Genomic DNA, 25,373 nt, shown 5'->3' with positions numbered 1-25,373 from the left:
GATTCGTCTGCTGCGCCTTGTGGCGAGACGCGGCGGCAAGGGCAAGCGCGCTTGCCCACACTGTCCGCAAGCTGGACGCGCCTTGCGCCAAAACGCTGCTAGTCGGGCTTCCCGCGAACCGCGTGGACGAGGAACTCGACATTCCCCTCGGTGCCGGTGATAGGGCTTTCGGTCAGGCCCGCAATGCGCCAGCCGCTTTCTTCCAGCCATGCGGTCACTTCGTCGCACACACGCTGGTGCAGGGCGGGATCGCGGACAATCCCGCCCTTGCCCACTTCGTGCTTGGCGACTTCAAACTGCGGTTTGATGAGCGCGACCACCCGCGCGTCCTGCGCCGCCAGTGCGAGCGGGACTTCGAGCACTTTGGCGAGCCCGATAAAGCTCGCATCGCACACCACCCAGTCGCAGGGCCGGTCGATTATCTGCGGGGTCAGCGCGCGGGCATTGGTCTGTTCGAGCACGGTGATCCGGTCATCCTGCCGCAGTTTCCAGTCGAGCTGGTTGGTGCCGACATCCACCGCGAACACGTGCTCCGCCCCGTGATGCAGCAGCACCTGCGTAAAGCCGCCGGTGGAGGAGCCGATGTCCATCGCCACCGCGCCTGTCGCATCCAGCCCGAAATGCTGGATCGCATGGTCGAGCTTCATCCCCCCGCGCCCGACCCAGGGATGATCGCGCCCGCGCACTTCGACTGCCCAGTCCTCGGGGATTTGCTGGCCCGATTTGCCGATGCGTTGCAGCTTGCCCGGCGCGCCTGCAAACACCAGCCCCGCCATCACCAGCGCCTGCGCCCGCGTACGGCTCTCCGCCTCGCCGCGCTGGACAAGCAATTGGTCGATCCGTGTGCGAGGAGGCTTGCGCTCGGCCATGCGGGTGGCGATAGGGGCGTTGCTCTCTCGTCACAAGATTCAAGGTGAAGACCGTGCTGCGACACATCCCCACCAGAACCTCCCCGTTGCTCGCTGCGACGATGCTGCTGATGGCCTGCAACCAGAGCGCGGACGAAGCCGCCGCCGCGCCGCAACAGGCCGAGGCAGCAGCGCCTGTTCCCGTGCTCACCACCGCGCCGACGCCCACCGCCGCGCCGGACGGCACCGCGCTGGTTGCCGGGGCGTGGACAGTCAGCGAAGATGGCGAAGGCGCGCGTGCCTTCTATGCCGAGGAAGGCCTTTCGCCATCGCTGCAGCTCGATTGTCCGCGCGGTGCCTTTGCGGTGACGATGTTCATCGCCAACGGTGCCACCGAACCCCAGTCATGGCGGCTTGACGCGGGCGGAGAGGCCGCGCGGATCGATCTCGCCCCGACGACGCAGCCTGCACAGGGCCTTTCTGCTGCGGTCGATCAAGGGCTCGGCATTATCAACGCCTTGGGAGCCGACGGGCAGTCCTTCACGCTTACAGCGCCCGATGGCCAGCGGCTGCAATTTCCCACCAATCCGGGCATTCGCCGCGTGATCGACGCCTGCCGCTTTGTGACGCAATAGGAGGTTTGCCATAACCCGTTCGAAATTCCTGCACACTGCTGGCTGCATCGCTGGCACGCTGGCGCTCGCTGCCTGCATTCCGCCATCGCCCGAGCCGACGCCTGCTCCCGTACCCGCTCCGTCTCCTGCAGCGACAGCGGCACCCGCTCCCGCCCCGACGCCGGTCGCTCCGGTCCTGGAGAACTGGATGGATGCCCCGGCATCGCGCGGTGACTGGAGCTATGTGCGCCAGACCGGCGAGACGCTTGCGGTGTTCGGCACCGACCGGACGGCAACTGGCGTAGCGCTGATCATCCGCTGCGATCTGGCAACGCGGCGTGTCGGCATCGCCCGGGCGGGCAGCGTGAGCGGTCAGGTGCAGATGTTGGTGCGCACCGAAACGCAGCAACGCGTGTTAACCGCTGGCGCGGCAGACGGCCCCGCTCCGCTGGTCGCTGCCGAATTGAGCGCGAGCGACGCGCTGCTCGACGCGATGGCTTTTTCGCGCGGACGGTTCGCGGTGGAAGTCCCCGGAGTGACGTCGCTTTACGTGCCCGCTTGGCCGGAGATTACCCGCGTGGTGGAAGACTGCAGGGGGTAGGAAACAGGAGCGGATCGGCAACCTAAACAGGCGCTCTATTCTGACTGTGAAAAAGAATAATTCAAGGCTTGTTTTGTGCGATGTGCTGACTCATTACTGTGCCCAAGACCCGCGAGGCCCGCAGGTCTTGGCCCCCGGTGATACGAGGTGGCCTGGCTCTCATAGCGCGAAAGGAGGTGATCCGATGTCTCATGGTTCAGCAGGGAGGTCGGTGATGACCCATGCGGAGCATATTCGGTAATTTTCTGTTCGCCGAGTAAGGCTTCGTGGGCGGTCTAACTGACCGCTGACCATGCGGAGGCCAGTTCTACCGAGGTAGAGCTGGCCTTCTCATTTTGTGCTAAGGGAACATGGATGAGGATCGAGCGCCTTTATCCTTTTTTGTTCACAATATGCCTCCTGTGGCTTGTCACTTGGGCTTTGGTCATGGGCGTAGAGTGGCCAGCCAAGATCATGGCTCTAGTCCCCTTTATCGGCGTTACTTTCTTGGTGCTTCGAATCAGCTTTCAACGGCGATCCTGCGGACATGGTCTCGTGACAATGAGAGGAATGTTTATGTTGCCCTGGGTGCCCAGAAACTGCATGAAATGCGGTGCAAAGGTCTGGTGATCCGAAGCACCCTTGCCTCTCTCCGCGCCCCGCACTAATCGCTGCCCAATGAATTTCGCGCATCTCCCCCACCCCGCACCCGTGCCCTCGGCCACCCGTGAGCAAGCCATCGCCGATCCTGGTTTTGGCACGCTGTTCACCGATCACATGGTCAGCATCGACTATGATGAAGGACAGGGTTGGCACTCGGCAACGCTCGGCCCGCGCGGCCCTATTGCGCTCGATCCGGCGGCGAGCGTGCTGCATTATGCGCAGGAAATTTTCGAGGGGATGAAGGCCTATCGTCTGGCCGATGGCACCATGGCGCTGTTCCGCCCCGAGGCCAACGCCGCCCGCTTCAACAAGAGCGCTGCGCGGCTCGCCATGCCGGAAATGCCCGAAGAGCTGTTTATCGAGGCGGTTCGCCAAGTCGTCCTCAAGGACAGGGACTGGTTCCCCAGCGTCGATGGCGGCGCGCTGTACATCCGCCCCTTCATGTTCGCGACCGAGGCGTTCCTCGGCGTGCGTCCGGCGAAGAAGTACAAGTTCCTCGTCATCCTCTCGCCCGCCGGAAACTACTTCAAGTCAGGCGCGCCTGCGGTCAGCGTGTGGGTGAGCGATTACACCCGCGCGGCCCCCGGCGGCACGGGCGAGGCGAAATGCGGCGGGAACTACGCGGCCAGCCTTGTCCCCACGGGTGAAGCCTTTGCCAAGGGGCACGACCAGGTCGTCTTCCTCGACGCGGCAGAGCGCAAATGGATCGAGGAGCTGGGCGGCATGAACCTGTTCTTCGTGTTCGACGATGGCCGCATGATTACCCCGCCTTTGCGCGGCACGATCCTGCCCGGCATCACCCGCGATAGCATCCTCACCCTCGCCCGCGAACAGGGGCTGGATGTGCGCGAGGAGATGTATTCGATCGACCAGTGGCGCGCCGATGCCGAGAGCGGGAAGCTGCTCGAAACCATGGCCTGCGGCACCGCCGCGGTGGTGACAGCCGTGGGCAAGGTGGCGAGCCATGAGGGCGAATTCACCATCGGCTCGGGCGGGCCGGGGCAGTTGACCGGCACCATCCGCGAAAAGCTGGTCGGCATCCAGCGCGGGACGGTGGAAGACACCCATGGCTGGGTGATGAAACTGGGGTGAGCGGCAAGCGCGCCATGTGGCGGGCGATTTTTGCCTATGGCGCCGTGGTTGCGCTCCTCTCGCTTCTGCTCGCATGGCTCGACTGGCGACACCTCAGCCGGATGTGGTCGACGGAGCTTTACATCCTCGCCATCGCCATCGTCTTCGCCGCTTTGGGCATCTGGCTGGGCAATAGGCTGACCCCGCGAAGCCCGCCCGCCACTTTCGTCCGTAACGAACGTGCTTTGCAAAGCCTCGGCATTTCCCCGCGCGAGACCGAAGTGCTCGACCTGCTGGCCAAGGGATCGGCGAACAAGGTGATCGCGCGCGAACTCGCCATTTCTCCCAACACCGTCAAAACGCATATTGCCCGCCTGTTCGAAAAGCTCGAAGCATCGAACCGGACAGAGGCGATTGCCCGGGCGCGCGCGCTGCGATTGCTGCCGTAAGAACGGGCGATTATGGCCAAATCACCCGTTTGGGCGATAGATTGGCCGGGGCGCAGGTGGCAGGTCAGGGCCACCAACAGGGAGACATACCATGACCCGGACACGCACAATCCTCACCTATGGCTGCATCGCCGGAACGATCCTCGCGGTGTTGTTCCTCACCACGCTGCATTTCGGCAATCTGGCGGAGACCTCCAACACCGTCGGGATGGTCATCGGGTTTCTCACGATGTTCATCGCGCTCAGCGTCATCTTTGTCGGCGTGAAGCGTTATCGCGACGTGGAACTTGGCGGAGTGATCCGCTTCTGGCCCGCGCTGGGGCTGGGCACGGGCATGGCGCTGGTCGCCTCGCTCTTCTACGTGATCGGCTGGGAAGCCTATCTGTTTGCGACCGACTACGCCTATGTCGATGCTGCCATCGCGATGGGCTATCCCGACTATGCTGACCCGCTTTTCCGCTTGCCGATCACTTTCACCGAGATCCTGCCGGTCGCGCTGGTGGTGCCACTGGTGAGCGCCGCGCTGCTGCGCAATCCGCGCTTTATGCCGGCGCAGACTTCCGCCTGAGGGGCCGCGCGGTCAGAGCGCCATGGCAACCTGCGCATCGCCCTCTTGCCATGGCTTTTCGCGTTGCATCGCCGTGGCGAACAGCCCGCTCGCCAGATGGCCCGCCAGCCATTTCTGCAAATGCGGCAGGTCGAGCGCGTCGAACCATGCGCGGTCGTGATTGGCGAATTGGCGGATGAAGGGGAAGATAGCGATATCGGCCATGCCGCGATGCTCGCCGACAAGCTGGTCGTTTTCGGTCAGGCGTGCGTTGAGCTTGCGCACAAACTCCTCGCCCTGCGCGCGGTGCGGCAGCGGGTCGCAATCATTGTAGCGACTGGGGTATTTGTAGCGGTCGAGCGCGTGCTTGAACGGCCCGTCGCACTCCATCCGCAGCTCCGCATCGTCACGGTTGAGCCAGCTTTCGGGGTCATTCTGCGCCAAAGCCCAGCGCATCACATCGACGCTCTCATCCACCACCGTCCCGTCGTCCAGCACCAGCACCGGCACCGTGCCCTTGGGCGAGGCGTCGAGCATCGCTTGCGGCTTGTCCGCCAGCTTCACTTCGCGCAATTCGCAGGCCGTCCCGCTTACAACCAACGCCATCCGCGCCCGCATTGCATAGGGGCAGCGGCGGAAGCTGTAGAGGACGGGATCAGCCATCGGCATCCTCGCTTGGCTCTTCGTGCCGCCCCACATGCGCCTCGCCACGCTCGACCGCCAGCCGCTCCTGACGCTGGCGCTCGCGGTAGGAGGCGCGCTGTTCCTCGCTGCGTTCGCTAAAGCAGGCGAGGCAGCTAACCCCTTCCTCGAACAGCTTCGACTCCATATCCTCGCGGCTCACCGGACGGCGGCAGGCGCGGCACAGGCCGTGCTCGCCCTGCACCAGACCGTGGCCGACGCTCACCCGCTCGTCGAACACAAAGCACTCGCCGCGCCACAGGCTGTTTTCGGGCGGGATCGTTTCGAGATACTTCAGGATGCCGCCTTTGAGGTGATAGACTTCCTCCACCCCTTCCTTGGCGAGGAAAGCGGTCGATTTCTCGCAGCGTATCCCGCCGGTGCAATACATGGCGACCTTGGGCGTCTTGCCCTCGCCCAGCAACTTTGCGCGCTGCTCGCGGAACCACGCGGGGAAGTCGCGGAAGGTCGGGGTCTCGGGATCGATCGCGCCTGCGAAGCTGCCGATGGAGACTTCGTAATCGTTGCGCGTGTCGATCACGATGGTGTCGGGATCGGCGATCAGCGCGTTCCAGTCTTCGGGCGCGACATAGGTGCCCGCGTGGCGACGCGGGTCGATATCGGGTTCGCCCATCGTCACAATCTCGCGCTTCAGCCGCACTTTCATGCGGTGGAAGGGCGGCTCCAGAGCGGCGGAGTATTTGACCTCGATAGCCTCGCAACCGGGCAGTGTGCGCACGTGCGCGAGCACTGCGTCGATGCTCTTGGGTGAGCCTGCAATCGTCCCGTTGATCCCCTCCTGCGCCAGCAGCAGCGTGCCCTTGACGCCTTGCTCTTCGCAAACGCCAAGCAGCGGCGCTTTGAGCGCAGCCGGATCGTCAAACCGCGTGAACTGGTAGAGCGCGGCAACGCGGATCGGCGCATTGGTGGCGGGCGGGGTGTCAGACATGCCCCGCCCTTTAGCGAGGCGAGCCGCCTGCGGGCAACCTGTTACACCTGTTACACAGTCCTGAGGACAAAAACCCAAGGCGTGATCGGGCACCTGCGCGCAAGCAAGTTTAGCGGTGCAAGTGCCGGTTATGGCCGAGGCTGTGTCCATGACATCGCCAGCAGCATATCAGGCCCTTTGTAGGAAAGCGTCGCTCGGCTTTGCAAAGGCCAATAGCCGCGATTGAAGCGCCCCAAGATTTGCCTTGTTTGCACTGGCAGCGGAAACGCCCCATCTGGCGGCAACACAACCCCCTCCCCGAAGGAACACCCATGGCCGACCCCACTTACACTCCGCCCAAAGTCTGGCAGCCGTCCGAAAACGGCGGACAGTTTGCCAATATCAACCGCCCCACTGCGGGTGCGCGGTTCGAGCGGGAGCTTCCGCAGGGCGAGCACGCTTTCCAGCTTTATTCGCTCGCCACGCCCAACGGGGTGAAGGCCACCGTGATGTTTGAGGAGCTGCTCGAAGCGGGCTTTGCCGAGGCCGAATACGACGCATGGCTCATCAATATCAGCGATAGCGACCAGTTTTCGAGCGGCTTCACCGCGCTCAATCCCAATGGCAAGATTCCAGCCCTGCTCGACCGTAGCGGTGACACGCCCGTTCGCGTCTTTGAAAGCGGCGCGATCCTGCTGCATCTGGCGGAAAAGTTCGGAGCCTTCCTGCCCACCGACCACACCCGCGCCGAGGTGCTGAGCTGGCTGTTCTGGCAGATCGGCAGCGCGCCCTTTATCGGCGGCGGGTTCGGCCATTTCTATGCCTACGCTCCGGAGAAATACCGCTATCCGATTGATCGCTATGCGATGGAAACCAAGCGGTTGTTCGATGTCGCCGACCAGCGGCTGGCGGAAAGCCGCTATCTCGGCGGGGACGACTACACCATCGCCGATATCGCCGCCGCACCGTGGATGATCCCCTTCACCGAAGGCACGATCTATAACGAGGCGAAGACATTCCTCGCCATCGACGAATACGCCAATGTCGCGCGCTGGGCGAAAGAGATTGCCGCGCGCCCTGCCTTCCAACGCGGGCGGATGGTCAACAAGAGCTGGGGCGAAGAGAACGAACAGTTGCGCGAACGGCACTCGCCTGCGGATTTTGTCGGGAAGGTGTAATCCTGCCGCAAAGCCACGGCTTGCGTCCCGGCAGATGGCCGCTATATGGGCGTTCCTCTGCTGGGGTGTAGCCAAGCGGTAAGGCAGCGGTTTTTGGTACCGCCATTCGCAGGTTCGATCCCTGCCACCCCAGCCAACTTTCTTCCAAGCAATTGAAGTACTTCGGATTTTGATCCGTTGATGGGATGCGTGAGGCGCTGTGTCACACTTGGCTGTGACACACATGGGCGATTTACGCATGGGTACCATCCCGAACACGTTCCGCAGAAACGGGATTTACTACTTCCGCCGTAGAGTGCCCATGCGGCTCCGCGCTTGTCTCGGTCGAGACTTCATCTGCATCAGCCTCAGAACGCATAGATTTGACGAAGCACAGCGAGTATCACGTGCACTCTACCTGCGATGCGAGGAGTTGTTTGCCATTTCCGACCAACACCCGAGGTTGAGTGACGAGCAGATCGCCGCACTAATCAAGGACATGTACCAGTCGCACCTTGATGCCGACAACGAAGCCCGGATTGCCAGAGGGCGCTCTTTCGACCCAGACCTCATCCAAGATCAAAGAGCGAAATTTGCCAAAGGCGCAGAACAGGCGCGCATTGCCTTGGGCACGAACGACCTAGACTCCGCGGCGTTCAAGGTTGCCGAGATCATTGAAAAGCACGACCTTACGGGCAAGCTTGCAGAGGCAGACATCAGGCGGCTGCAGCAGGCAGTGCTCCGTGCTGCACCCGATCTCTACGCTGCGCTCGATGCGCGCTACAGAGGCGAATTCAGCTATGAGCCGCAGGATGCCTTGCTGAAGTCTGCTCCGCTTCCCGTTTCACCACCAACACCCGATTTCCAGTTCGACGACGGCGGCAACGCCGAACCGTTGGCAAACGATCAGCCGCTCTCGCAAAGGGCGGACACCTTTCGGGCAGATCAGGTACGAAGGGGCAACTGGTCTCAGCATTACGGCAATCAGGCGCGTAATTCGTTCCGTCTCTTCATCGAGGCGGCTGGTGATCGGCCTCTGAGCGCCTACAGCCGGGAGGATGCGCGAAAGTTCAAGGAATTGCTCTCCGATCTTCCATCAAACTACAGCAAGGACCCCGCGTTCGCAGGGGTGAAAATTTCTCAGATTGCCAGTCGAACGAAGAAGCTCAGGGTTCCTCGCCTCTCAACAACGACGGTATCACGTCACCTGAACACGCTTTCCCAGCTTTGGGCAGTTGCTATCGAAGCCCAGGAACCCGTCGAACCGATCTTCAGCGGCTGGAAGCAGAAGCGACGACGGCAAATCGCAGAGCCGCGCAAGGCCTGGACAAACGACAAACTGAAGGCGCTGTTCGCCAGCCCCATCTGGACGGGTTGCAAGTCGCGTGAGCGACGCGCCGAGGCGGGTACGGAGATTATCCGCGACGAGCGCTTCTGGATCCCGCTCATCGCCGTACATTCTGGAATGCGCCTTGAGGAAATCTGCCAGCTTGACCTTGCCGATGTCAGGAAAGAGGACGGCCATTGGGTTTTCGACATCAACCGCACGAATGGGAAGCATGTCAAAAATCCCTCGTCGGTGCGGACCGTCCCGATCCACTCGGAAATCCTCAAGATCGGCCTCATCCGGCATTACAGCGAGCTTCTTGCGAAGGGAGAGAGCCGCCTCTTTCCGTCGCTGGATCGCGCAGCGGGCGGAAAATATGGAACGAATTTCACCAAATGGTTTGGCCACTACCGCAAGGCCATCGGTGTGTACGAAGCCAAGCTAGACTTCCACTCGTTCAGGCACACGGCGACGACCTTGTTGCGCTGGGCCGACGTACCCAAGCCGGTGATTGCTCGCATTCTCGGGCATACCGAGACCGGCGAGACCGGTAACTACGGGGCATCATTTCAGATCGGGCAGCTGCGGGAGGCGTTGGAGCAGATCGAGACCGGCCTCGACCTTTCGCATTTGTATCTTTCTCAATCGGAATACTGAACACAAAGATCGATCTGCTAACAGAAGAGACAAGGTTTGCGAATGGTGCGAGCTAGCTATTCAATGATCGCCGATACACCGAAATGATCGCTGATCTGCTTGCCCTCGCTGGTGAGGTTCGAGATGCTCGCGACCTGGGCCGTGCCCCACGCCGAGCCTACCGCGATATGATCGATCGCAGGCTTCCCGATTGGCTCAAGCGATCCAGTGGAGACAATCTTCAGTCCTGCAAACGCATCCTGCAATTTCGCTCGCATCGCTCTTGGCACCCATTTACTGGGGATTCGCTGGTTATAGTCCCCTAGAACGAGGCTCTTGGCCGGAAGTCGATGCGTGATCTGGGGAAGAGCATCGAGGTATTGCTCGTGGAGTTCCCAAGGCCGGCGATCACGGGCGCCTGTGCGCACATTCGCCATATGATAGGGGATCACGATCCCGGCGACAGTGATATTGCCCAAAGGGGAATCCAGCACTGCAGAAGCAAAACGCCCCTGAGGCAAATCCGGCGCGCCGATGGTATCGACAGATATCCAAGGCCAACGTGACCAAAGCAGCACCTCGCGCCGAGTTTCAAAAATAGGACCTCCCCAATCGGTGCCGCCACAGACCACGTGTCCGGCCCATTCGTCTAGGAAATCTAAATGGGTTTCGGTGAGGCAGACGATATCCGGCTGGAAGGCGTTCAATCGCTCGCGGATCACACAGGCATCAGTCGACGCCGTGGCCCGCCACTCAGTGTTCCATGTCGCGACGCGGAGCTTTGTCATACTTTACGCTGCTACGCTCCCTGGCCCTCTTACGACGACTTACTCATGTTCGACGTTGTTCTAACTCGCTTCGGTGTATCGGCAAACCAAGAGCAGAAAACGCTCAGGGACTAGCTGCGGAATGATCCAGCGCAGTCCTGTTGCGACTGACTATATGCGACACCCCCCTCCTCTCCTTCTTCTCCTTTCTCTTCACCTTCACCTTCGCCTTCACCTTCAACACCAACACCTTGCCCTTCCCTATATCTCCCTTCTTCTCTGCGTCCGGGGGAAAACCATTATTCCGAAAGGGCTTCTATGCGCTTTGACGAAATGCCAGATGCGGTCATCGAAACTGACGATACCGAGGCCATGAAGAAGGCGATCACACTGCTTGGCGATGCCGGACTTGTTGCGAAGAGGGCCGCAGCCTGCCAGCTCAAGCTCGATCCCTACACCAGCTATTATCCCGACAAAGGGTCCCTGCTCGTTGACGGCAGGAGAAGGCACCCCCTTCGTGGCCTTGCTGTACTCAAGGCCTGGATCGAAAGGCGGCAGCCCCGCCTTACTTCCAGCAACTAGCTCCCCCAGCCGCCTCACCCTGCTGCAAACATTCATAGACTGTTGGTGAACCCCTTGCCGCCGCCGCGACATGCAAGGCGGAATGCAAGGAGTTTCCATGATCCCCGTCAACAACAAGCCGATCGCGCAGTTGCCGATCATCCCCCGTTCGGTTCTCACCAAGTACAAGGTCTTCGAAGACTTCGACAACCGCTTCCGCGCCTGCGCACGGTTGCTCCAAGCCAAGTGGAGGGAAGAGCAAGACCTGCCCATCGGCACCTATATAACAAAGGACGGGCGCAAGCGTGCCATCGGCTCGCTCATCTCCAAGACGGCTGCCGAAGAAGGCCGCAATTTCCTCAGCCCCGAGATCGCCGAGACCGTCCGCCTTGAAATCGCATACCAAGAGAACGGGGCTCTCATCGACCAGACCCGCCTCTACGGCAATTTGCTTTCGTCGATGCCACTCGCTTTCAATTTAATGGCGCCTCTCCGCAACGACCTCACCCTTGCCGCCCGCATACTGCGCGCAATCATCCCAGCCATCAATTTGAAGGCAGTACACGATATCTGGTTCGAGCACTCGCCTGGGCGGCAGGACCCGACGCTGACCGGCGACCGGACTGCCTTCGATGTCGCCTTCGTCTACGAACGCACGGACGGGAAACCAGGAATCGTAGCGGTCGAGATGAAGTATTCCGAGAGCTGCAACGAATCCGCGCCTCCGGAACTCAATCCTCGCTACGAAGAACTCGCGCCCGCCTCGGGTCTCTTCAAACAGCCTTCTCATGCGGCCCTGCGGGTCAATCCGTTCCAGCAGCTCTTTCGCGAACATCTACTGGCGCAGGCCGCTGTCATGCGCGGGGACTATGCCGAAGGGTACTTCGTCCAGATCGCCCCGCACCACAACCACCTCGTCCAGAACGCGGCACGGCTCTACAAAAGCTTTCTCGCACCGCCGACCGACCATCAGGTCCCGTTCGTCAGCATCGACCTCGAACAGGTCATCGAAGCCTATGGATGGGCGGGCGAACACAGCCTCGCTACCGCACTTTGGGAGCGCTACTGCGACTGGTGGCTGATCGACGAGGTCATTCGCGAGGCGGTCAAGGTCGAGCCGGAAAGCTGGAACAAGAAGGCCGAAGCGACCTCCAAGACCCCGCTCCTGCCCAAGAGCAAGGCTGCCTGAGATGTGGCTCGCCGAGCGTCCCGCCTTCATCACCGAGGCGGATCACGCCGCCCTCCTCGCCAACGGTCACCGCACCGCTGGCGGGGAGAACATCGATCCCCTTCCAGTGGTCAAGCTCTTCACCCCCGACGCAGGCGCAACTTGGCTCCTCACCGAAATCGACCCCGATGACGAAGACCTCGCCTTCGGGCTCTGCGATCTCGGTCTGAACTGCCCCGAACTCGGCTGGGTGCGCCTCAGCGAGCTCGATGCGCTGCGCGGAAGACTCGGACTGCCAGTCGAGCGAGATGAATACTTCAGGGCGGACAAATCGCTCTGCGCCTACACCGAGGAAGCGCGAGCGGTTGGCTACATCAAGGCTTGAGCAGGTCAGCAGGCTCGACTTGAAGGGCTGCGGCAAGTTTCTCGATCGCGTCAACGCTGGCGGCATAGACCGAGCGTTCGAGAGAACTGACGTAGGTACGATCCAGATCGGCCTGATGAGCCAACTCTTCCTGCGAAATACCCTTGGCGCGCCGTAATCGCCGCAGATTGGCCGCCAGAAGCTTTCTTGCCTTCATGGGCAAGAATTGAGTGGATTGTTGAGTATTCAACCACGGAGTATACTCAACAAAAGCAGTGCCTTTGGAGTTTTGGGGGGATCATGACCGATTATTCGTCCAAAGTTGGCCGTTGGGCCTGGATCGCTGCGCTGATTGTTGGTGGCGGCATCCTACTGCTCGCGTGGGATCGCTTTGGGTTCGGCGGGGACTCATCGCTCGCAGGCGGCAATGGATTGATCGATCAAACCCTCGGCGCGCCGTCCGAATGGAGGCTCGCGACCGAGACAGATCCGATGACCGACGAGGAAGTTATTTCTGCCAGCCGCCAGATCGAGGTGGCTGGTTTCCTCATCGATGCTGTGATCTCGTGTCGTCCTGCAACGGGAGTGCTGAGCTATCGCTTCACCACCTTCGATGCCGCAGGAAATCCCGCCGAGGCCACCGAGAAGATCACCCATGGGACACCAGTCCCCTTGCATGAAGCCAGAATTCGGTTTGGCGATGAAGAACCGACCTATCTCCAAGACCGCTATCCTCGCTATTCCAACGCCTTCGAGTTTGCATCGAACGATCCATGGCCCGCTTTCAGGGAGGAAATGGCCTTCGCTGACAGGCTTACTGTTCAGCTCCAGCTGATGAATGGTGAGCCGACTCTCGTTGTCGATCAGTCCAGTCCGCCGCTCACCACAGTAATCGGGCCATGCATCGCGGAGGCCTCCCCCTTAGCCAGCAGGAGAGAGTCTGATGCTCCGGCAAGCAGAGAGCCCCAACTTCATCGTTTCACCATCACCGACGGTTTCAATGTGACCGGCGCCAACGGCGAAGCCGTATCCGGCCTTGGCGCTGGCGGCATCGAGACGGAGCAAATCGCAGGTTTCTGCGTGGGTGACGAAATCGTGTTCTCAAACTCGTCGGACGTCCCCGTCCGCTTGGTCGCGGGTATCTACGAAAGCGACGACTTCACGTTGCTTGGCACGACGCAGCCTGGCAGGGAGTTCAAGTACCGCGCCGAGGGCGCAGCAGACATTCTGCTATCAAGCCCCGATCATCCGTCTATCCGTTTGCGCTACACGGTGAGCGACTGCGAGAATTAGGCTTCAATCCACCAAAAGCTGCTCGGCCATCAAATCCAGTTCTTGCTTCCAACTTCGCCATTCAGCGCAACGGCGGTCGAGCAAGGCGTAAAAGCGCTTGCCGTGATTGTGCTCGATCAAGTGGCAAAGCTCATGGACGATCACGTATTCGATGCAATGGACAGGTGCCCTGATGAGCGCGGGGTTCAGGCTCAGTCGCCCGGCAGGCGAGCAGCTGCCCCACTGCTTCTCCATTGCCAGAAGCTGGAAAGGCGGGGATTCGTCGATCCCGGCAAATCGAGCGGCAATCTCTGCGATCTTGTTACCGAAATAGGCTGTCGCCCGTTCGCGATACCAACTGTGCAGTCTCCTTCGGACTGCGGCTGGATCGGCAACCGGCAAACGAACTTCGATCCGTCCCCGCCACAATCTTACACTCGACTTTTCCCCTGCTGCCTCGACCACAATCAGCTTGTATCGTCGCCCCAGATAGAAATGCGCTTCGCCGCTAACGTAGCGGCGGGGCAGTGCATGGTGACGCACATCTCTTGCCGCTTTGACATTCCTGGCGATCCAGCGGGCACGCTTCTGTACCGCAGAACGGACTTCATCATCCGAAGCATGCTCCGGTCGTTCGACCTCGATCCCGCCCGCAGGATCGACATGAATCCGGACACGCGAGCGCAAGCGAGCGTTCTCGTTCACAGAGTAGCGGATTTCTTCGCCGCCATAACGAAGAACAAAGCTCATTCGAATGTGCCGCGAGACAATCCAACCCGCACGATCTCAACGACCTTTTCAGCCATGGACTTCGCCAGATCTAGCCCAATCTCTCCAAACAGGAGCGGCAGGAGACCCTTGCGGATTGCGGCCTCTATGTTGTGGGGATTGAGCGAATTCTCGGCAATCGCATTGCGCACAATTTCATCAATCGCGAGCGATAACTCTTCGAATTGTCCCCGATTGACACCCGTCACGGCATCGTCGCCAAGTGCCAATCTGAAGAGCCCGAAATAGGCTGCCGCATGTCTGTTCTCAGCGAGCCGTTCGGGCGTGCCACCGACCTCACGATCCGCAAGCTGGTCCTCAAGCTCCTTGAAGAGCGTATATTGCTTCCCCGGATGATCGAACATGGCCTGTGCTTCTTCGATGGCCCGCTTCAGCAGCTCCGAAAAGTACTGCTCGGCGTAGGGATCATCCACGAGCTCCTGTTCGATGGTCTTTTTGAGACGGCTCTTGATGATGTCTGTTTCGTTGCGGGTTTTCTCTTCAGTCCACGTTTCCGGGTCAGCATTTTGGCCTAGATCATTCACGATCACCACGCCGTCGGAGGCCGCAATATCCTCGGCCAGCACATAGCGGTCGACCAGCTTGCGAATTTGTTGCTCGTAGGCGCTGAAATCGACCGTTTCCTGCGCATCCTGCTTGGCCATCTGGCGCAAGCTTGTGAAGAACTTCAGGTCACGCTTGTAGGTCGCGATGCGATCTTCCCCGATTGAGCCATCTTCGAAGAACGACCGCGAGGCGAGAGCGACCTTCAGGCACATGCCGAACGCCGTCAGCGCTTCATAGAAGTCCTCCCTGATCTTCTGGTTTCGATCCGTCGGGGTGCCATCCTCACCGGCTTCGACCTGAGGAACCAAGATTTGACGATACTGCTCAATATCGGCGCGGTTACGCACACTCGAAAAGATTGCCCAGAGCGCGTCGTGTAGCATTGGCAGCCGCTTATACTCGGTGCTCACATTCATGTAGAGTTGGTCGATGTCCTCAATGTCGAACCCGCCCTGGGTCCGCTCGGCAAGGTCCTGATACTCGGCAAGCGCAGTGTCGAGTTCGCTCAGTATTCCGCGATAATCGATCAACAGCCCATAGGGTTTCTGCTCGTGCAGGCGGTTCACACGCGCAATTGCCTGGATCAGATTGTGCTCCTTCAAAGGCTTGTCGATGTAGAGCACCGAATTTCGCGGTTCATCAAACCCCGTCAGGAGCTTGTCGACGACGATCAGGATATCTGGCCGTCCCTCTGTCGAGAAATCCTCGATGGTCTGCCGCTCATACTCTTCAGGATCGCCCTTGATGTTGTCCTTCCACCACTGCTGAACTTCAGGCAGCTCCGCCTCATCGACGTCCTCGTGCCCTTCCCGCGTGTCGGGCGAGGAAATGATGACAGCACTCGTAACCAGCCCGGTTGCATCCAGCGCCTTCTTGTAACGGATAGCTGAGAGCTTGCTGTCAGTTGCCAGCTGTCCTTTCAGCCCGAGATCGAGCTCTTTGAAGTTCGCACTGAAATGGACGGCAATGTCCCAGGCGATGAGATCGATCCGGTTCGCCGAACCATAAACCGGCCCCTTCTTGCCGTATTTCTCCTTGAGGTCGCTTCGCTGCTTATCCGACAGGCCAGCCGTGATCCGCTCGAACCAGTTATCAATCGCGGCTTCATTGATGTCGAGGACGGGCTTGCGCTCTTCGTAGATCAGCGGAGTGACAGTCCCATCGGCCACTGCATCCTTCATCGTATATGCATGGACAATCCGGCCAAACTTGTTGGCTGTCTTGTCGTTCTTGAGCAGCGGTGTGCCGGTAAATGCGACATAGGACGCATTCGGCAGCGCCTTGCGCATACGTTGATGGTTTTCGCCGCCCTGGCTTCGATGCCCTTCATCGACGAGCACAATCAGATCGGCGGAGGCATTCGCGCATTCCGGAAGCTTGGTCGCGCTCGCGAACTTGTTGATGATCGTGAAAATGATCCGCTCCGTGCCTTTGCCGATGCGGCGGGCAAGATCGCGGCCCGAGCGAACCTTGGCCCGTTCTCCTTCCTTGTCGGCAATGTCCGATCCGAACGCGCCGCCTGAGAGGAAATTGCCGGCCAGCTGCTTTTCGAGATCGCGCCTGTCGGTGACGACAACGAGCTTGCATTCACGCAAGGCTTCATCGAGCAGCAACGCCTTGCACAGCATGACCATCGTGAAACTCTTGCCAGAGCCGGTCGTATGCCAGATCACTCCGCCCTCGCGGCCACAATCAGGGCGAACGATCGCGATTTGCTTCAAAAGCGAGCGGATGCCGAAGAATTGCTGATGCCGGGCGATGATCTTGCCCGCCTTTCGGTCAAAGATGACAAAGGACCGGATGAGTTCGAGAAGGCGCGCCGGAGTGGCTAGGCTTATCAGGAGCCGGTCCTGACCCGTCACGGCCTGTTCGGCGCTCCACAGATGCGTGAAATGATCGCGCACCTCGCGCACCCTGTCCTGCATCAGCGCCGCACGAGGGTCGCTTCCCAACGCCTTGTTCTTGATCGCCTGGAACCGCTCTTCGCCGAACTCTTCCTCGCGCCATTGCGACCAGAATTTGCGCTGCGTCTTGGTGGTGCCATACCTGCCATCGGTCATGCCGATAGACATGAGCAGCTGGGCATAGGCGAACAGCTGAGGGACCTCATCAACCTTTTGGTTGCGGATTGTCTGACTGATCCCTTCATCGACCATCGACTTGTTGGGATTGCCGCTATCGGGACGCTTCGCCTCGATCACGAGGAGCGGGATGCCGTTGACGAAACCGACGATGTCAGGCCGCCGGGTATGCGTGCCATCCGCGGCAAGCACCTCGAACTCTTCGGTCACGATGAAGCTGTTGGCGAGCGGATGGGTCCAGTTGATGATCGGTACGGTGATGCTGATCTTCTTGCCATCGACGAACTCGGTTACCGCGATACCGAGGGCCATCATGTTGTAGAGCCGCTCGTTGGCGGTCATGAGGCCTTCGTTGAGCGCGGGCGCGGAAAGCTCGCGCACAATCTGATCGATGGCATTGGGCGACAGGGGATAGTCCTTGCCGCGATAGGAGAATGTCCGCCGCCGCAGCTCGTCAATGAGGACCGGGGTGAGCAGAACCGACTGGTTACCGCCTCGCTTCTCCAGACAATCGGCAGGGGGAAGATAATCCCATTCGAGCGCTACAAGCGTCGCGAGCGCGGGAATATGGGCGCTGAATAGCTCTGCCGTGTTGGGGGTGACAGTCATCCCGCAGCCCCAATCAAGCGGCTGAAAAGCCTTGAATTCCGGAATTTCGAACCCATTTCGAGGTGGCTCACATGACCTCTGAAACTCAACTTTTTGTTGACTTGTTGGGGATATATCCCCAGATCGCACACGAGTTCACTGCCTACCGGCTTTGAACCTATCGAGGCCTTGGACGCTGGGCCAGCGTAGCAAACCAACGTCCAACCTTCCCTTTTATAGCGCATTTTCGCAGTCCTGCCTGTTCCATTGCGGTGACTGGCGAATCCGCCCGATGCTGTTGTCAGCTTGGAAGCAAGTCACAAACTTGGCTTTCAGTTGGCCATCTCTCCCTTTGCTCATTTGCAGGATGACCACGAAATTCTCATGCACGACCTCAACCCGACGGTGCGGCTCGTAGGCTTTCCTCTTATTGTTCCAGCCTTGGAAGCGGTCAGCTGCCGCATTTTCCAGTGTCAGCCTAATCCAGTCCATGCGCTCCGCTCGCTCGACTGAAAAGGTGTCGTCCGGATGGATCACCGTCTCGAAAAACGCGTGATAGAAAGTCCGGCGTTCGAAATAGACAGGAATGCCATCATGGGTGACGATGCCCCCGCCACAACAACTCGCAATGTAGTGCGCGTGGTAGGCCGCCTGATCGGCAAGGTTGAGCAAGGGCGGAGGCATTACCAGCCACCCTTGAGGTTGATCTTGAAGACGTTGAACTTTTCCTCGCTCTTCCAGCTGGGGCCAATCTTGCGCCCCAAACCCCGTTCGATCCGTTCGACGATGGCGAGCTTGGCGGGCGATGCCGGCGCCTCGAAATTCAGGCGGCTGCTCGCCGCGCCGAGCAATACGTCGCACATTTGCATCAGCACCAGCTGACGCGAGGGGAGTGGCTGGACGTCGAGAATTTCAGCGGAAAGATTGGCGTTGCCAAGAACCCGCTTGAGTTCGGCCAGACGGGTGGGCGAGCGGTTCGACTTCAGGTCGCAAAAGACCGTGTACTCGTTGAAGTCGAGTATCCAGTGGTGCAGCAGCTGGTAATAGAACTTGTAGAAGCCCAGCTCGCCGTCACCATCGTGGAAATCGTCCAGATTGGTCTTCTCGTGATCGACAGCGATACAGCGGAAGCGCATGTCCGAGCCATACCCGAAGAAGAGATCGACCATCTCAGCGTAGAAATCGACGCGCGAGGGTGAAATCTTGCGCCATTTCATTTCGCCGTGGACGTTGTGGCGTTCGCGCGCTTCGGCGATCTTTGCCTTGGCTTCATCGCGCAATTCGGCGGGCAGCCACAACGCACCGATCATCAGATATTTGGCCCGCGGCTTCTTCGAAGTGAAGAGATCGGGCAGCGCCTCGTCGCAATAGACCTCGAACTTCATCACGCCACCTCGCTTTCCCGGAGTTTGACGCGGCGCTTTCCGGTGAGCAGTTGCTGCATCAGCGCGGCCTTTTCCTGGCGGAAAGCGGCGAGTTGCGATTGCAGTTCGTCGGCAATCAATCGATTGGCCTTGAACAGTTCCGCAATCGCCTGCTGTTCTTCCAACGGAGGGAGCGCGAATTTGAACCAATGCTCGAAGTCACCCGGCATATGGGGAATGCCAGAGCCTTCGCGGATGGACCGGATGCGTTCGGATGCCTTCTGCATAAGCGATACAACAAACACCGGGTCGGCTTTGGCTTTCGCTAGTCTGTACCGGCCAACGGTTGAGGAGACCGCGCCCGCTAGGCCGGTCGCCACCTTACCTGCATATTCTCCGTCCCAGAGGACGAGAATATCCGTTTCGACGCAAAGCAAAGCGTCTTTTGACGTGGTGTAGTTGGAGAATTCACCAAGGAATGAGGTCGACCCGATGTAGGGAACGCCGTCGCCGTCCTCGTTCGTTGGGACGATCTTGCCCTTAGCTCGCTTCACCGAAAGCAGTTCGGCTAGCGATGTTTCCCGCCATTCCCCCGAAAAGCCGGGAAGGCGTTTCTTGGGCGGGGACGTACCTTGCGGGAGCAGCTGCTGCATCAGCGCCTGCTTCTGCGCACGGGCGTTGGCGATCAGCGCCTCGACAGTCTCGATGGCGCGGTTCCAATCAAGGAAGAGGTCCGCAATGTAGCGTTGCTGCCTTCTGCACTGTGGGACTGGAATTTCGATCTTGCGAAGATCTTCCAGGGTGATCTCCACAAAGGTACTGCCCTTGGTGACCGAGTGGATACGGCGCTGAACATCGAAGCTCGCAAGCTGGAAGTAAATGAAATCTCGGTCGAAATCGTCGGAGACCGAAATGCGCGCCGTCCCTTGCGTAAGATTCGCCTCAGCGAGTTCATCCGGAACGATACTTGCTTCCCCGATATTACCACGGAGAGAAATTACGATGTCGCCCGGAACGACGGTTGAGCGTCCGAAGCGCTGATGGATTTCCGGCGCAGTGCGCTGGAGTGAAGAACTATCAATCTCGCCACCGATGTCGGAACTTTTGAGATACGGCACACCGGCGGGATCGTGCGGCCCAGCTTGCACGATACCATACACGATCTTCGATTTCGCGATCTCCGCCAGCGGAACCGACCGCCACCCCTGCGGGATCATGTCGCACCGCCTTGGCCGAAAACAGCCATTTCAGCTCTCGCGCAGAGGCGCACGGTTTCCAAGTCAGAGGCAAGCAGCAGGCCCATCAGAAGCCAAGCTCCTTGAGGTAGCCGTCCATCGTCACTTCAAGCGCGGCCAGCTCTTCCTTAAGCTTCAACCGCTCGGCGCGGACCGCGACCAGATCGATCTCCTCCTCTTCCTCGAACGTATCGACATAGCGCGGGATGTTGAGGTTCCATTCGTTCCCTTCAATCTCCTCCTGCGTTGCCAAATGGGCGTATTTCGGCACGCTCTTCCTGGCGCGATAGGTGTCGAGGATCTTGGCGAGGTGTTCCTCGATCAGCAGGTTCTGGTTCTTGCCCGCCTTGAACTCGCGGCTGGCATCGATGAACAGCACGTCGCGGTCCGTCTTGCTCTTGCGGAAGATCAGAATCGCGGCGGGAATGCCGGTGCCGTAAAACAGCTTCTCCGGCAGGCCGATCACCGCATCGAGCAGGTTCTCCTCGATCAGCTTCTGCCGGATCGCACCCTCGCTGCTGCCACGGAACAGCACGCCATGCGGCACGACCACTGCCATGCGGCCCGTCTTGGGCTTCATTGTCTCGATCATATGGAGGATGAAAGCGTAATCACCCTTGGTGCGCGGCGGCAGACCGCGCCGGAAGCGACCGAAGCGATCCTGCGCCGCGTTCTCGTGCCCCCATTTGTCGAGGCTGAACGGCGGATTGGCCACCACCACGTCGAAATGCTTCAATCGATCCTCGCCGTCGAGCAGCTTGGGGTTACGCAGCGTGTCGCCCCATTCGATGCGGTGATTATCCTCGCCGTGGAGGAACATGTTCATCTTAGCGAGCGCCCAAGTGCTGCCAATCGATTCCTGGCCAAAGAGCGCATACTTCTTCGATCCGGTCTTGGCAGCTACGCGCCGCCCGCACTTCATCAGCAGCGAACCGGAACCGCAGGCAGGATCGCACGCCTCCTCGCCTTCGTTCATGTCCATGATCTCGGCCATCAATTCTGAGACTTCGGGCGGCGTGTAGAATTCGCCCGCCTTACGGCCTGCATCGGACGCGAAATTCTTGATGAGGAATTCGTAAGCGTTGCCGATCACATCGAGATTGCCGATGCGCGAGGGGCGCATGTTGAGCGCGGGCTTGGCGAAATCCTCCAGCAGGTGGCGCAGCAGATCGTTCTTCTGCGCCTCTTCGCCCAGTCGGTTCGAATTGAAGCTGATGTCCTGGAACACATCGCGCAGCTTGCCGGTGTTGGCATCCTCGATCGCATGCAGCGCCTGATCGATCCGCTCGCCATTCCCCGGCTCGTGACGGCGGTTGTAGAGCGCAGTGAAGCTCGCCCCCTCGGGCAGAACGAACCGCTCGTTCTTCATCATCTCGATGATGAGTTCAGGCGTATCACCATAGTCGCGAGCATAGGCATCGTAGTGGTCCTGCCATACATCGCTGATGTATTTCAGGAACAGCATCGTGAGGACGTAGTCCTTGTAGATGTCGGCAGCGACCGTGCCCCGGAACGTGTCGCAAGCGGCCCAAACCGCCTTGTTCACGTCGTCCTGTTTGATCTTGTCGCTCATGCGGGAAACCTTTCGGGGGTAAGAGTCTGAAGGGCGACCGCTTCCAGCTGACGCTGCCGGTTCGCCATCAATGCATTGATGATTTCCGCCTCGCGCTGTGCGGCCTCTGCCAGCGCCACGATGGCGCGCTGCACTTCAAGCGGCGGAATGGTGATGGGCACGCTTTCGATGGCTGCCCTGGTGATGTTGAGAATGTAGCTGCCAGTGGCAGACTGCTGGAAATGATCCTGCGCGGGCTTCTGGTTGATCTGCCACGCCAGAAAGGCGGGCAGCAATTCGCCGGGATCCAGCGGCTGCAAGATGAAGAAATGGGTCGAACAAACGACTTGCCCCGGAATGTCACCCAGCACGAGCGCGAAATTGCGCTTGCCGCGCGTGGTAAAGATCACGTCCCCCTCGGCAAGCAGATCGGGTTTACGCTTCGTCGGCAGTGTCACATAGGCGATCGACGACCAGTCCACGCCTGTCTCTTCGACATTGCGCATCTGGATGACGCCCACTGGCCCGTCGTCCAACGCGTCGACCGCCCCACGAAACGGGAACCCGGCATTGACCCGGGCACAATCACCTAGCGTGACGATTCGATTTGCAGTAACGTTCATGCTGCACAAATATGAAATGCCAGCCGGAAGTCAATAGAATTTTTCGCATCAATGCGCTTGCTGCATTTTTTCAGTTCAGATCTCCCGTCTTGGATGAAGCTTCTTCCGCCAGGAACGCGGGAGGCAAGCCGATGCAGAACTCGATTTTCGAGCGTATCACCAACCAGATCTGTGACGCCATTGCAGAGGGTGCGGAGGATTTCGCAATGCCCTGGCATCGCATCGGTTGCGACCTTTCCACACCCATTAATGCCTCAATTGGGCGATCCTATCGCGGTATAAATGTTCTCACCCTGTGGATGAACGCTACGGCGAACCAATACGAAAGCGGCCAGTGGGCGACCTATCGCCAGTGGTCAGCGATGGATGCCCAGGTGCGCAAGGGCGAGAAAGGTACGCCGATCTTCTTCTGGGAGCGCAGGCAACCCGCTCAAGCGAAAGCCAGCGAGGCGGACGGTGACAATCGGCCTACCTTCGTCGCCAAGAGCTTCACCGTTTTCAATGCGGCGCAGGTGACCGGCTTTCAAGCTGCAGTACCAACACCTCTAGGTGAGTACGAACGCCTCGAACGCGCCGAAACGTTCGTCACCGCGACGGGAGCTAAGATCGAGGTAGGAGGCGATTGCGCCTGCTACGTCCCCATCCGCGACGTAATCGAAATTCCCGCGTTCGCCCAGTTTCGGAATGCGCAAAGCTACTACACAACGCTTGCCCACGAATTGACCCACTGGACCGGCGCCAAGCACCGGCTGGACCGTCAGCTCTCAACCCGCTTCGGATCGGAAGCCTACGCGATGGAAGAATTGATCGCCGAACTTGGCGCCGCTTTCACCTGTGCGCGGCTTGGGATTGCGACCGAGGCGCGCCGCGATCACGCACCCTACATCGCTTCCTGGCTGAAAGCCCTGCGCAGCGATCACCGCCCAATCCTCTCTGCCGCGAGCAAGGCACAGCAAGCCGCCGACTATCTTGCGGCAATCACACATTCGCAGGCCCTGTGAAACAATCCCGAGCGAGTAGGATTGCGGGACTCTGTGACTCATATGCATTACGCCACTACCATATCGACTTGTTTTTAAAAGCTTTGTCGGGGATTTCCTAAACCCCAATCTGGAGCTTTTTCAAATCTCCAGATTGCGCAGAAATGTGACCAAATCTGGCGGGTCAGCGGGTACGGTTGGCGATGCCATGTGCTGAAAAGGCTTGATGCCGGTCACGAAGGCAGCAAATTCAGCGCCATATATCCTCCGCACATCGAAGACCCCGTCTTCGACTGTCGAACGGAATGGTCGCGTCTCATGCCGTTCCCCGCGATCGAGGAGATGCTGCTGACAGGTGCTCCGCGTGACTTCCAACGAGTGTAGATCAGGTGACGGCGGGAACATGAATTGCGCTGATGGCGGATAGCCACGTTTCCGGCGCCCTTGCCCCAAATTGCCCGAGACAAGCAAGCGATTGCCAAGCCCGACATCGCCCGGATCACGGTAGTCAAAGGGCAAAATGTCGCCCAGATGGATCGCCTGCCCGTCAGGACTGTTTCTGGCGTCAACAAGTACCGCTCCTCGATCGAAACCCTTGAGCAGGTAGGTTACGCTGATCCAGTGAGAAATGACGGACGGCACCAGCGAGCAGCGCAAATTGACGGCACGGGGCACGACTTCACCGACCCGACGTGCGATGGCTTCGCGTGCCCAGCGCCGAAAGTGTGTCCGGTAGCGAACGCCGTGCACAGTATCGCTGTCTCGGCGCATGCCCGGTACATGCAAGGCAATGTGGGCATGCAATGAACCTGCCCGCCCCCGCTCGACACAGGCTATCCAGGCGACGGGCAGCTTGCGTTCAGCCAGCCACGAGTTTGCCGCCTTCAGGAAACGCCGCAGCTCGTCCAGCGCTTCGTCTGGCGAGGTAACGCCCATGCGCCCGAAGTCCAGCGTGACCAAGACGTCGAGGTACAAAGCAAAGGCGGCGGAGAATTCCCCCGCCGCCAGTGCATTCAGGACTTCCGTCTTGCTCAGGTCAGTCACGGTTTCCGCTTGCGCTTCGGCCGGACCCCTGGCGCGATCTTGTAGACGAAGCGACCAGGACGATGACGCTGTTGCGTTGCCAAGTCCCATTCGATGGCCTTCTCGAATTCAAGCGGATCGTCGCCGTAGACAGCGCGCATCACCTCGCCGTCAAATCCGGTCCGCGCACCACGATGGACGTCACTGAAGGTTTGAAAGCCGCCCTGCCGTTGCGAGCGCGCTTGCATGTCCAGTTCGGACATCTTCTTCTTGTCGTGGCTCATCACCAAGTCTCCACGCGCGCCCAGCAATCGCGATCATGCTTGGCGATGACAACCGAAAGAGTCGCCGAGAGCGCCGTAAGCGCTTCAAAGCGAATGTCCTTCGGGGAGACCTGCACGAGCTCTGCTTCACGCAGGTGATCGTAAACGTACTCGAAGCGCTCGACATCAAGGTGCCGGCGACGACGTCGGGGTTCCGGTATGGCCTCTTCGAGCAACTGCACTGCCGTGACGATGAGGGCGATCGGATCACGGCGATCTTCAGCAACGTGTCCGGGCAGACTCTTGCGCAAGGCAAAGTTGCGCCGTGGCGGCTGGTGCAACGCCGTAATCAATTGCTTGAGCTTCAGATCGAGCATCGGCTCGTCGCAAAGGCCAATCTCCTCTTGCCAGTCCTCGAACTGCTTGATGAGCCGCTCTGACTGCTTGAATGCAGTGGAGCCGACCTTCGGGACCGAGGCAAAGCTGAGGAATTCCGGCTCGATAAGCGAGTTAGGAAGACGGTTCGCGTCCAGGATGCCTTCCAAAGTCTGGCCGTTGTAGGCGATGGGCGGCGAGGCCGGGCAGTTGGTGGGTATCTTAGCGACGGTCGGCAAAGCCTGATTATCACTGGGCGGGGGCAATTTAGCCATGTACATTCTCCAGTATGGGCTCGCAACTGCGGACCCAGTTTCAAGA

27 protein-coding genes, 1 tRNA gene and 1 pseudogene are annotated in these 25,373 nt (G+C 59.7%); 14 read left to right on the top strand and 15 right to left on the bottom strand.

Annotated elements, in window-relative coordinates; genetic code table 11:
• Positions 1-98 precede the first annotated feature (98 nt).
• On the bottom strand, positions 99-869 hold the full coding sequence (locus ACS0VV_RS03585) for a TlyA family RNA methyltransferase (RefSeq protein ID WP_483531363.1): 771 nt from the start codon (positions 867-869) through the stop codon (positions 99-101).
• A gap of 53 nt (positions 870-922) precedes the next feature.
• Between ACS0VV_RS03585 and ACS0VV_RS03580 the strand changes: the two genes are divergently transcribed.
• From ACS0VV_RS03580 to ACS0VV_RS03560, 5 genes are all read left to right on the top strand, one after another.
• A complete protein-coding gene (locus ACS0VV_RS03580; protein ID WP_483531362.1) occupies positions 923-1,483 on the top strand; it encodes a hypothetical protein in 561 nt (186 codons plus the stop codon).
• A gap of 187 nt (positions 1,484-1,670) precedes the next feature.
• Positions 1,671-2,063: a hypothetical protein gene (locus ACS0VV_RS03575; protein WP_483531361.1), complete on the top strand. Its 393-nt coding sequence runs from the start codon at positions 1,671-1,673 to the stop codon at positions 2,061-2,063.
• A gap of 657 nt (positions 2,064-2,720) precedes the next feature.
• On the top strand, positions 2,721-3,797 hold the full coding sequence (locus tag ACS0VV_RS03570; RefSeq protein ID WP_483531360.1) for a branched-chain amino acid aminotransferase: 1,077 nt from the start codon (positions 2,721-2,723) through the stop codon (positions 3,795-3,797).
• On the top strand, positions 3,794-4,225 hold the full coding sequence (locus ACS0VV_RS03565; protein WP_483531359.1) for a helix-turn-helix transcriptional regulator: 432 nt from the start codon (positions 3,794-3,796) through the stop codon (positions 4,223-4,225). The genes ACS0VV_RS03570 and ACS0VV_RS03565 overlap by 4 nt, the downstream gene beginning before the upstream one ends.
• Positions 4,226-4,316: 91 nt before the next feature.
• On the top strand, positions 4,317-4,793 hold the full coding sequence (locus ACS0VV_RS03560) for a DUF4199 domain-containing protein (RefSeq protein ID WP_483531358.1): 477 nt from the start codon (positions 4,317-4,319) through the stop codon (positions 4,791-4,793).
• Positions 4,794-4,805: 12 nt separating this feature from the next.
• On the opposite strand, the gene ACS0VV_RS03555 is transcribed toward ACS0VV_RS03560, so the two are convergent.
• Entirely contained in the window at positions 4,806-5,435 is a 630-nt protein-coding gene (locus ACS0VV_RS03555; protein WP_483531357.1) for a glutathione S-transferase, read from the bottom strand.
• Entirely contained in the window at positions 5,428-6,402 is a 975-nt protein-coding gene (gene trhO / locus ACS0VV_RS03550) for an oxygen-dependent tRNA uridine(34) hydroxylase TrhO (protein WP_483531356.1), read from the bottom strand. The genes ACS0VV_RS03555 and trhO overlap by 8 nt, the downstream gene beginning before the upstream one ends.
• A gap of 311 nt (positions 6,403-6,713) precedes the next feature.
• Here trhO and yghU point away from each other — a divergent pair, with 311 nt between their 5' ends.
• The 4 genes and pseudogenes from yghU (at position 6,714) to ACS0VV_RS03530 (ending at position 9,522) form a co-directional block, all read left to right on the top strand.
• Positions 6,714-7,559, top strand: a complete 846-nt coding sequence (gene yghU / locus ACS0VV_RS03545; RefSeq protein WP_483531355.1) for a glutathione-dependent disulfide-bond oxidoreductase — start codon at positions 6,714-6,716, stop codon at positions 7,557-7,559.
• Positions 7,560-7,620: 61 nt separating this feature from the next.
• Positions 7,621-7,695: transfer RNA gene (locus tag ACS0VV_RS03540), tRNA-Gln, on the top strand.
• A gap of 87 nt (positions 7,696-7,782) precedes the next feature.
• A pseudogene (locus ACS0VV_RS03535) lies at positions 7,783-7,968 on the top strand (DUF6538 domain-containing protein); the annotation flags it as partial.
• Positions 7,969-8,001: 33 nt separating this feature from the next.
• The gene (locus ACS0VV_RS03530) at positions 8,002-9,522 is read left to right on the top strand and encodes a site-specific integrase (RefSeq protein ID WP_483533490.1); all 1,521 of its coding nucleotides are present in this window, start codon (positions 8,002-8,004) and stop codon (positions 9,520-9,522) included.
• Positions 9,523-9,578: 56 nt separating this feature from the next.
• On the opposite strand, the gene ACS0VV_RS03525 is transcribed toward ACS0VV_RS03530, so the two are convergent.
• The gene (locus ACS0VV_RS03525) at positions 9,579-10,289 is read right to left on the bottom strand and encodes an endonuclease/exonuclease/phosphatase family protein (protein WP_483531354.1); all 711 of its coding nucleotides are present in this window, start codon (positions 10,287-10,289) and stop codon (positions 9,579-9,581) included.
• 297 nt (positions 10,290-10,586) lie between these two features.
• Here ACS0VV_RS03525 and ACS0VV_RS03520 point away from each other — a divergent pair, with 297 nt between their 5' ends.
• The 3 genes from ACS0VV_RS03520 to ACS0VV_RS03510 all read left to right on the top strand — a co-directional run bounded on the left by ACS0VV_RS03520 (position 10,587) and on the right by ACS0VV_RS03510 (position 12,382).
• Positions 10,587-10,850, top strand: a complete 264-nt coding sequence (locus tag ACS0VV_RS03520; RefSeq protein WP_483531353.1) for a hypothetical protein — start codon at positions 10,587-10,589, stop codon at positions 10,848-10,850.
• Between the two features lie 97 nt (positions 10,851-10,947).
• Positions 10,948-12,018, top strand: a complete 1,071-nt coding sequence (locus ACS0VV_RS03515) for a PGN_0703 family putative restriction endonuclease (RefSeq protein WP_483531352.1) — start codon at positions 10,948-10,950, stop codon at positions 12,016-12,018.
• Position 12,019: 1 nt separating this feature from the next.
• Positions 12,020-12,382, top strand: a complete 363-nt coding sequence (locus ACS0VV_RS03510) for a DUF2958 domain-containing protein (RefSeq protein WP_483531351.1) — start codon at positions 12,020-12,022, stop codon at positions 12,380-12,382.
• Here the strand turns inward: ACS0VV_RS03510 and ACS0VV_RS03505 are convergent.
• Entirely contained in the window at positions 12,372-12,578 is a 207-nt protein-coding gene (locus tag ACS0VV_RS03505) for a helix-turn-helix domain-containing protein (RefSeq protein WP_483531350.1), read from the bottom strand. The two genes, ACS0VV_RS03510 and ACS0VV_RS03505, sit on opposite strands and share 11 nt — an antisense overlap.
• Before the next feature lie 83 nt (positions 12,579-12,661).
• Here ACS0VV_RS03505 and ACS0VV_RS03500 point away from each other — a divergent pair, with 83 nt between their 5' ends.
• Positions 12,662-13,654, top strand: coding sequence for a hypothetical protein (locus tag ACS0VV_RS03500; RefSeq protein WP_483531349.1), 993 nt, complete (start codon positions 12,662-12,664; stop codon positions 13,652-13,654).
• Between the two features lie 3 nt (positions 13,655-13,657).
• Here the strand turns inward: ACS0VV_RS03500 and ACS0VV_RS03495 are convergent, their stop codons facing one another.
• From ACS0VV_RS03495 to ACS0VV_RS03465, 7 genes are all read right to left on the bottom strand, one after another.
• Positions 13,658-14,383: a M48 family metallopeptidase gene (locus tag ACS0VV_RS03495; protein WP_483531348.1), complete on the bottom strand. Its 726-nt coding sequence runs from the start codon at positions 14,381-14,383 to the stop codon at positions 13,658-13,660.
• The gene (locus tag ACS0VV_RS03490) at positions 14,380-17,658 is read right to left on the bottom strand and encodes a type I restriction endonuclease subunit R (protein ID WP_483531347.1); all 3,279 of its coding nucleotides are present in this window, start codon (positions 17,656-17,658) and stop codon (positions 14,380-14,382) included. The genes ACS0VV_RS03495 and ACS0VV_RS03490 overlap by 4 nt, the downstream gene beginning before the upstream one ends.
• 213 nt (positions 17,659-17,871) lie before the next feature.
• The gene (locus tag ACS0VV_RS03485) at positions 17,872-18,321 is read right to left on the bottom strand and encodes a hypothetical protein (RefSeq protein ID WP_483531346.1); all 450 of its coding nucleotides are present in this window, start codon (positions 18,319-18,321) and stop codon (positions 17,872-17,874) included.
• Positions 18,321-19,022 (bottom strand): DUF3800 domain-containing protein, encoded by a 702-nt coding sequence (locus ACS0VV_RS03480; RefSeq protein WP_483531345.1) that lies wholly within the window; start codon positions 19,020-19,022, stop codon positions 18,321-18,323. The genes ACS0VV_RS03485 and ACS0VV_RS03480 overlap by 1 nt, the downstream gene beginning before the upstream one ends.
• Positions 19,022-20,218, bottom strand: a complete 1,197-nt coding sequence (locus ACS0VV_RS03475; protein WP_483531344.1) for a restriction endonuclease subunit S — start codon at positions 20,216-20,218, stop codon at positions 19,022-19,024. The genes ACS0VV_RS03480 and ACS0VV_RS03475 overlap by 1 nt, the downstream gene beginning before the upstream one ends.
• A gap of 85 nt (positions 20,219-20,303) precedes the next feature.
• Positions 20,304-21,809, bottom strand: a complete 1,506-nt coding sequence (locus tag ACS0VV_RS03470; RefSeq protein ID WP_483531343.1) for a type I restriction-modification system subunit M — start codon at positions 21,807-21,809, stop codon at positions 20,304-20,306.
• Positions 21,806-22,411, bottom strand: a complete 606-nt coding sequence (locus ACS0VV_RS03465) for a restriction endonuclease subunit S (protein WP_483531342.1) — start codon at positions 22,409-22,411, stop codon at positions 21,806-21,808. The genes ACS0VV_RS03470 and ACS0VV_RS03465 overlap by 4 nt, the downstream gene beginning before the upstream one ends.
• A gap of 11 nt (positions 22,412-22,422) precedes the next feature.
• Here ACS0VV_RS03465 and ACS0VV_RS03460 point away from each other — a divergent pair, with 11 nt between their 5' ends.
• Positions 22,423-23,412, top strand: a complete 990-nt coding sequence (locus ACS0VV_RS03460; protein WP_483531341.1) for an ArdC family protein — start codon at positions 22,423-22,425, stop codon at positions 23,410-23,412.
• Positions 23,413-23,532: 120 nt separating this feature from the next.
• Here the strand turns inward: ACS0VV_RS03460 and ACS0VV_RS03455 are convergent, their stop codons facing one another.
• Genes ACS0VV_RS03455 through ACS0VV_RS03445 form a run of 3 tightly spaced genes read right to left on the bottom strand, consistent with a single transcriptional unit; the run spans position 23,533 to position 25,327 of the window.
• Positions 23,533-24,435 (bottom strand): hypothetical protein, encoded by a 903-nt coding sequence (locus ACS0VV_RS03455; protein ID WP_483531340.1) that lies wholly within the window; start codon positions 24,433-24,435, stop codon positions 23,533-23,535.
• A complete protein-coding gene (locus ACS0VV_RS03450) occupies positions 24,432-24,698 on the bottom strand; it encodes a hypothetical protein (protein WP_483531339.1) in 267 nt (88 codons plus the stop codon). The genes ACS0VV_RS03455 and ACS0VV_RS03450 overlap by 4 nt, the downstream gene beginning before the upstream one ends.
• Positions 24,698-25,327 carry a hypothetical protein gene (locus ACS0VV_RS03445; RefSeq protein ID WP_483531338.1) on the bottom strand — a complete coding sequence of 210 codons (630 nt, stop codon included), beginning with the start codon at positions 25,325-25,327 and terminating at the stop codon, positions 24,698-24,700. Before ACS0VV_RS03445 ends, ACS0VV_RS03450 begins: the two co-directional genes overlap by 1 nt.
• Positions 25,328-25,373: the final 46 nt, after the last annotated feature.

Source organism: Aurantiacibacter sp. KMU-128, assembly GCF_056933515.1.
The sequence above is the reverse complement of the archived record's forward strand: the minus strand, read 5'-3'. Positions and strand labels throughout refer to the sequence as shown.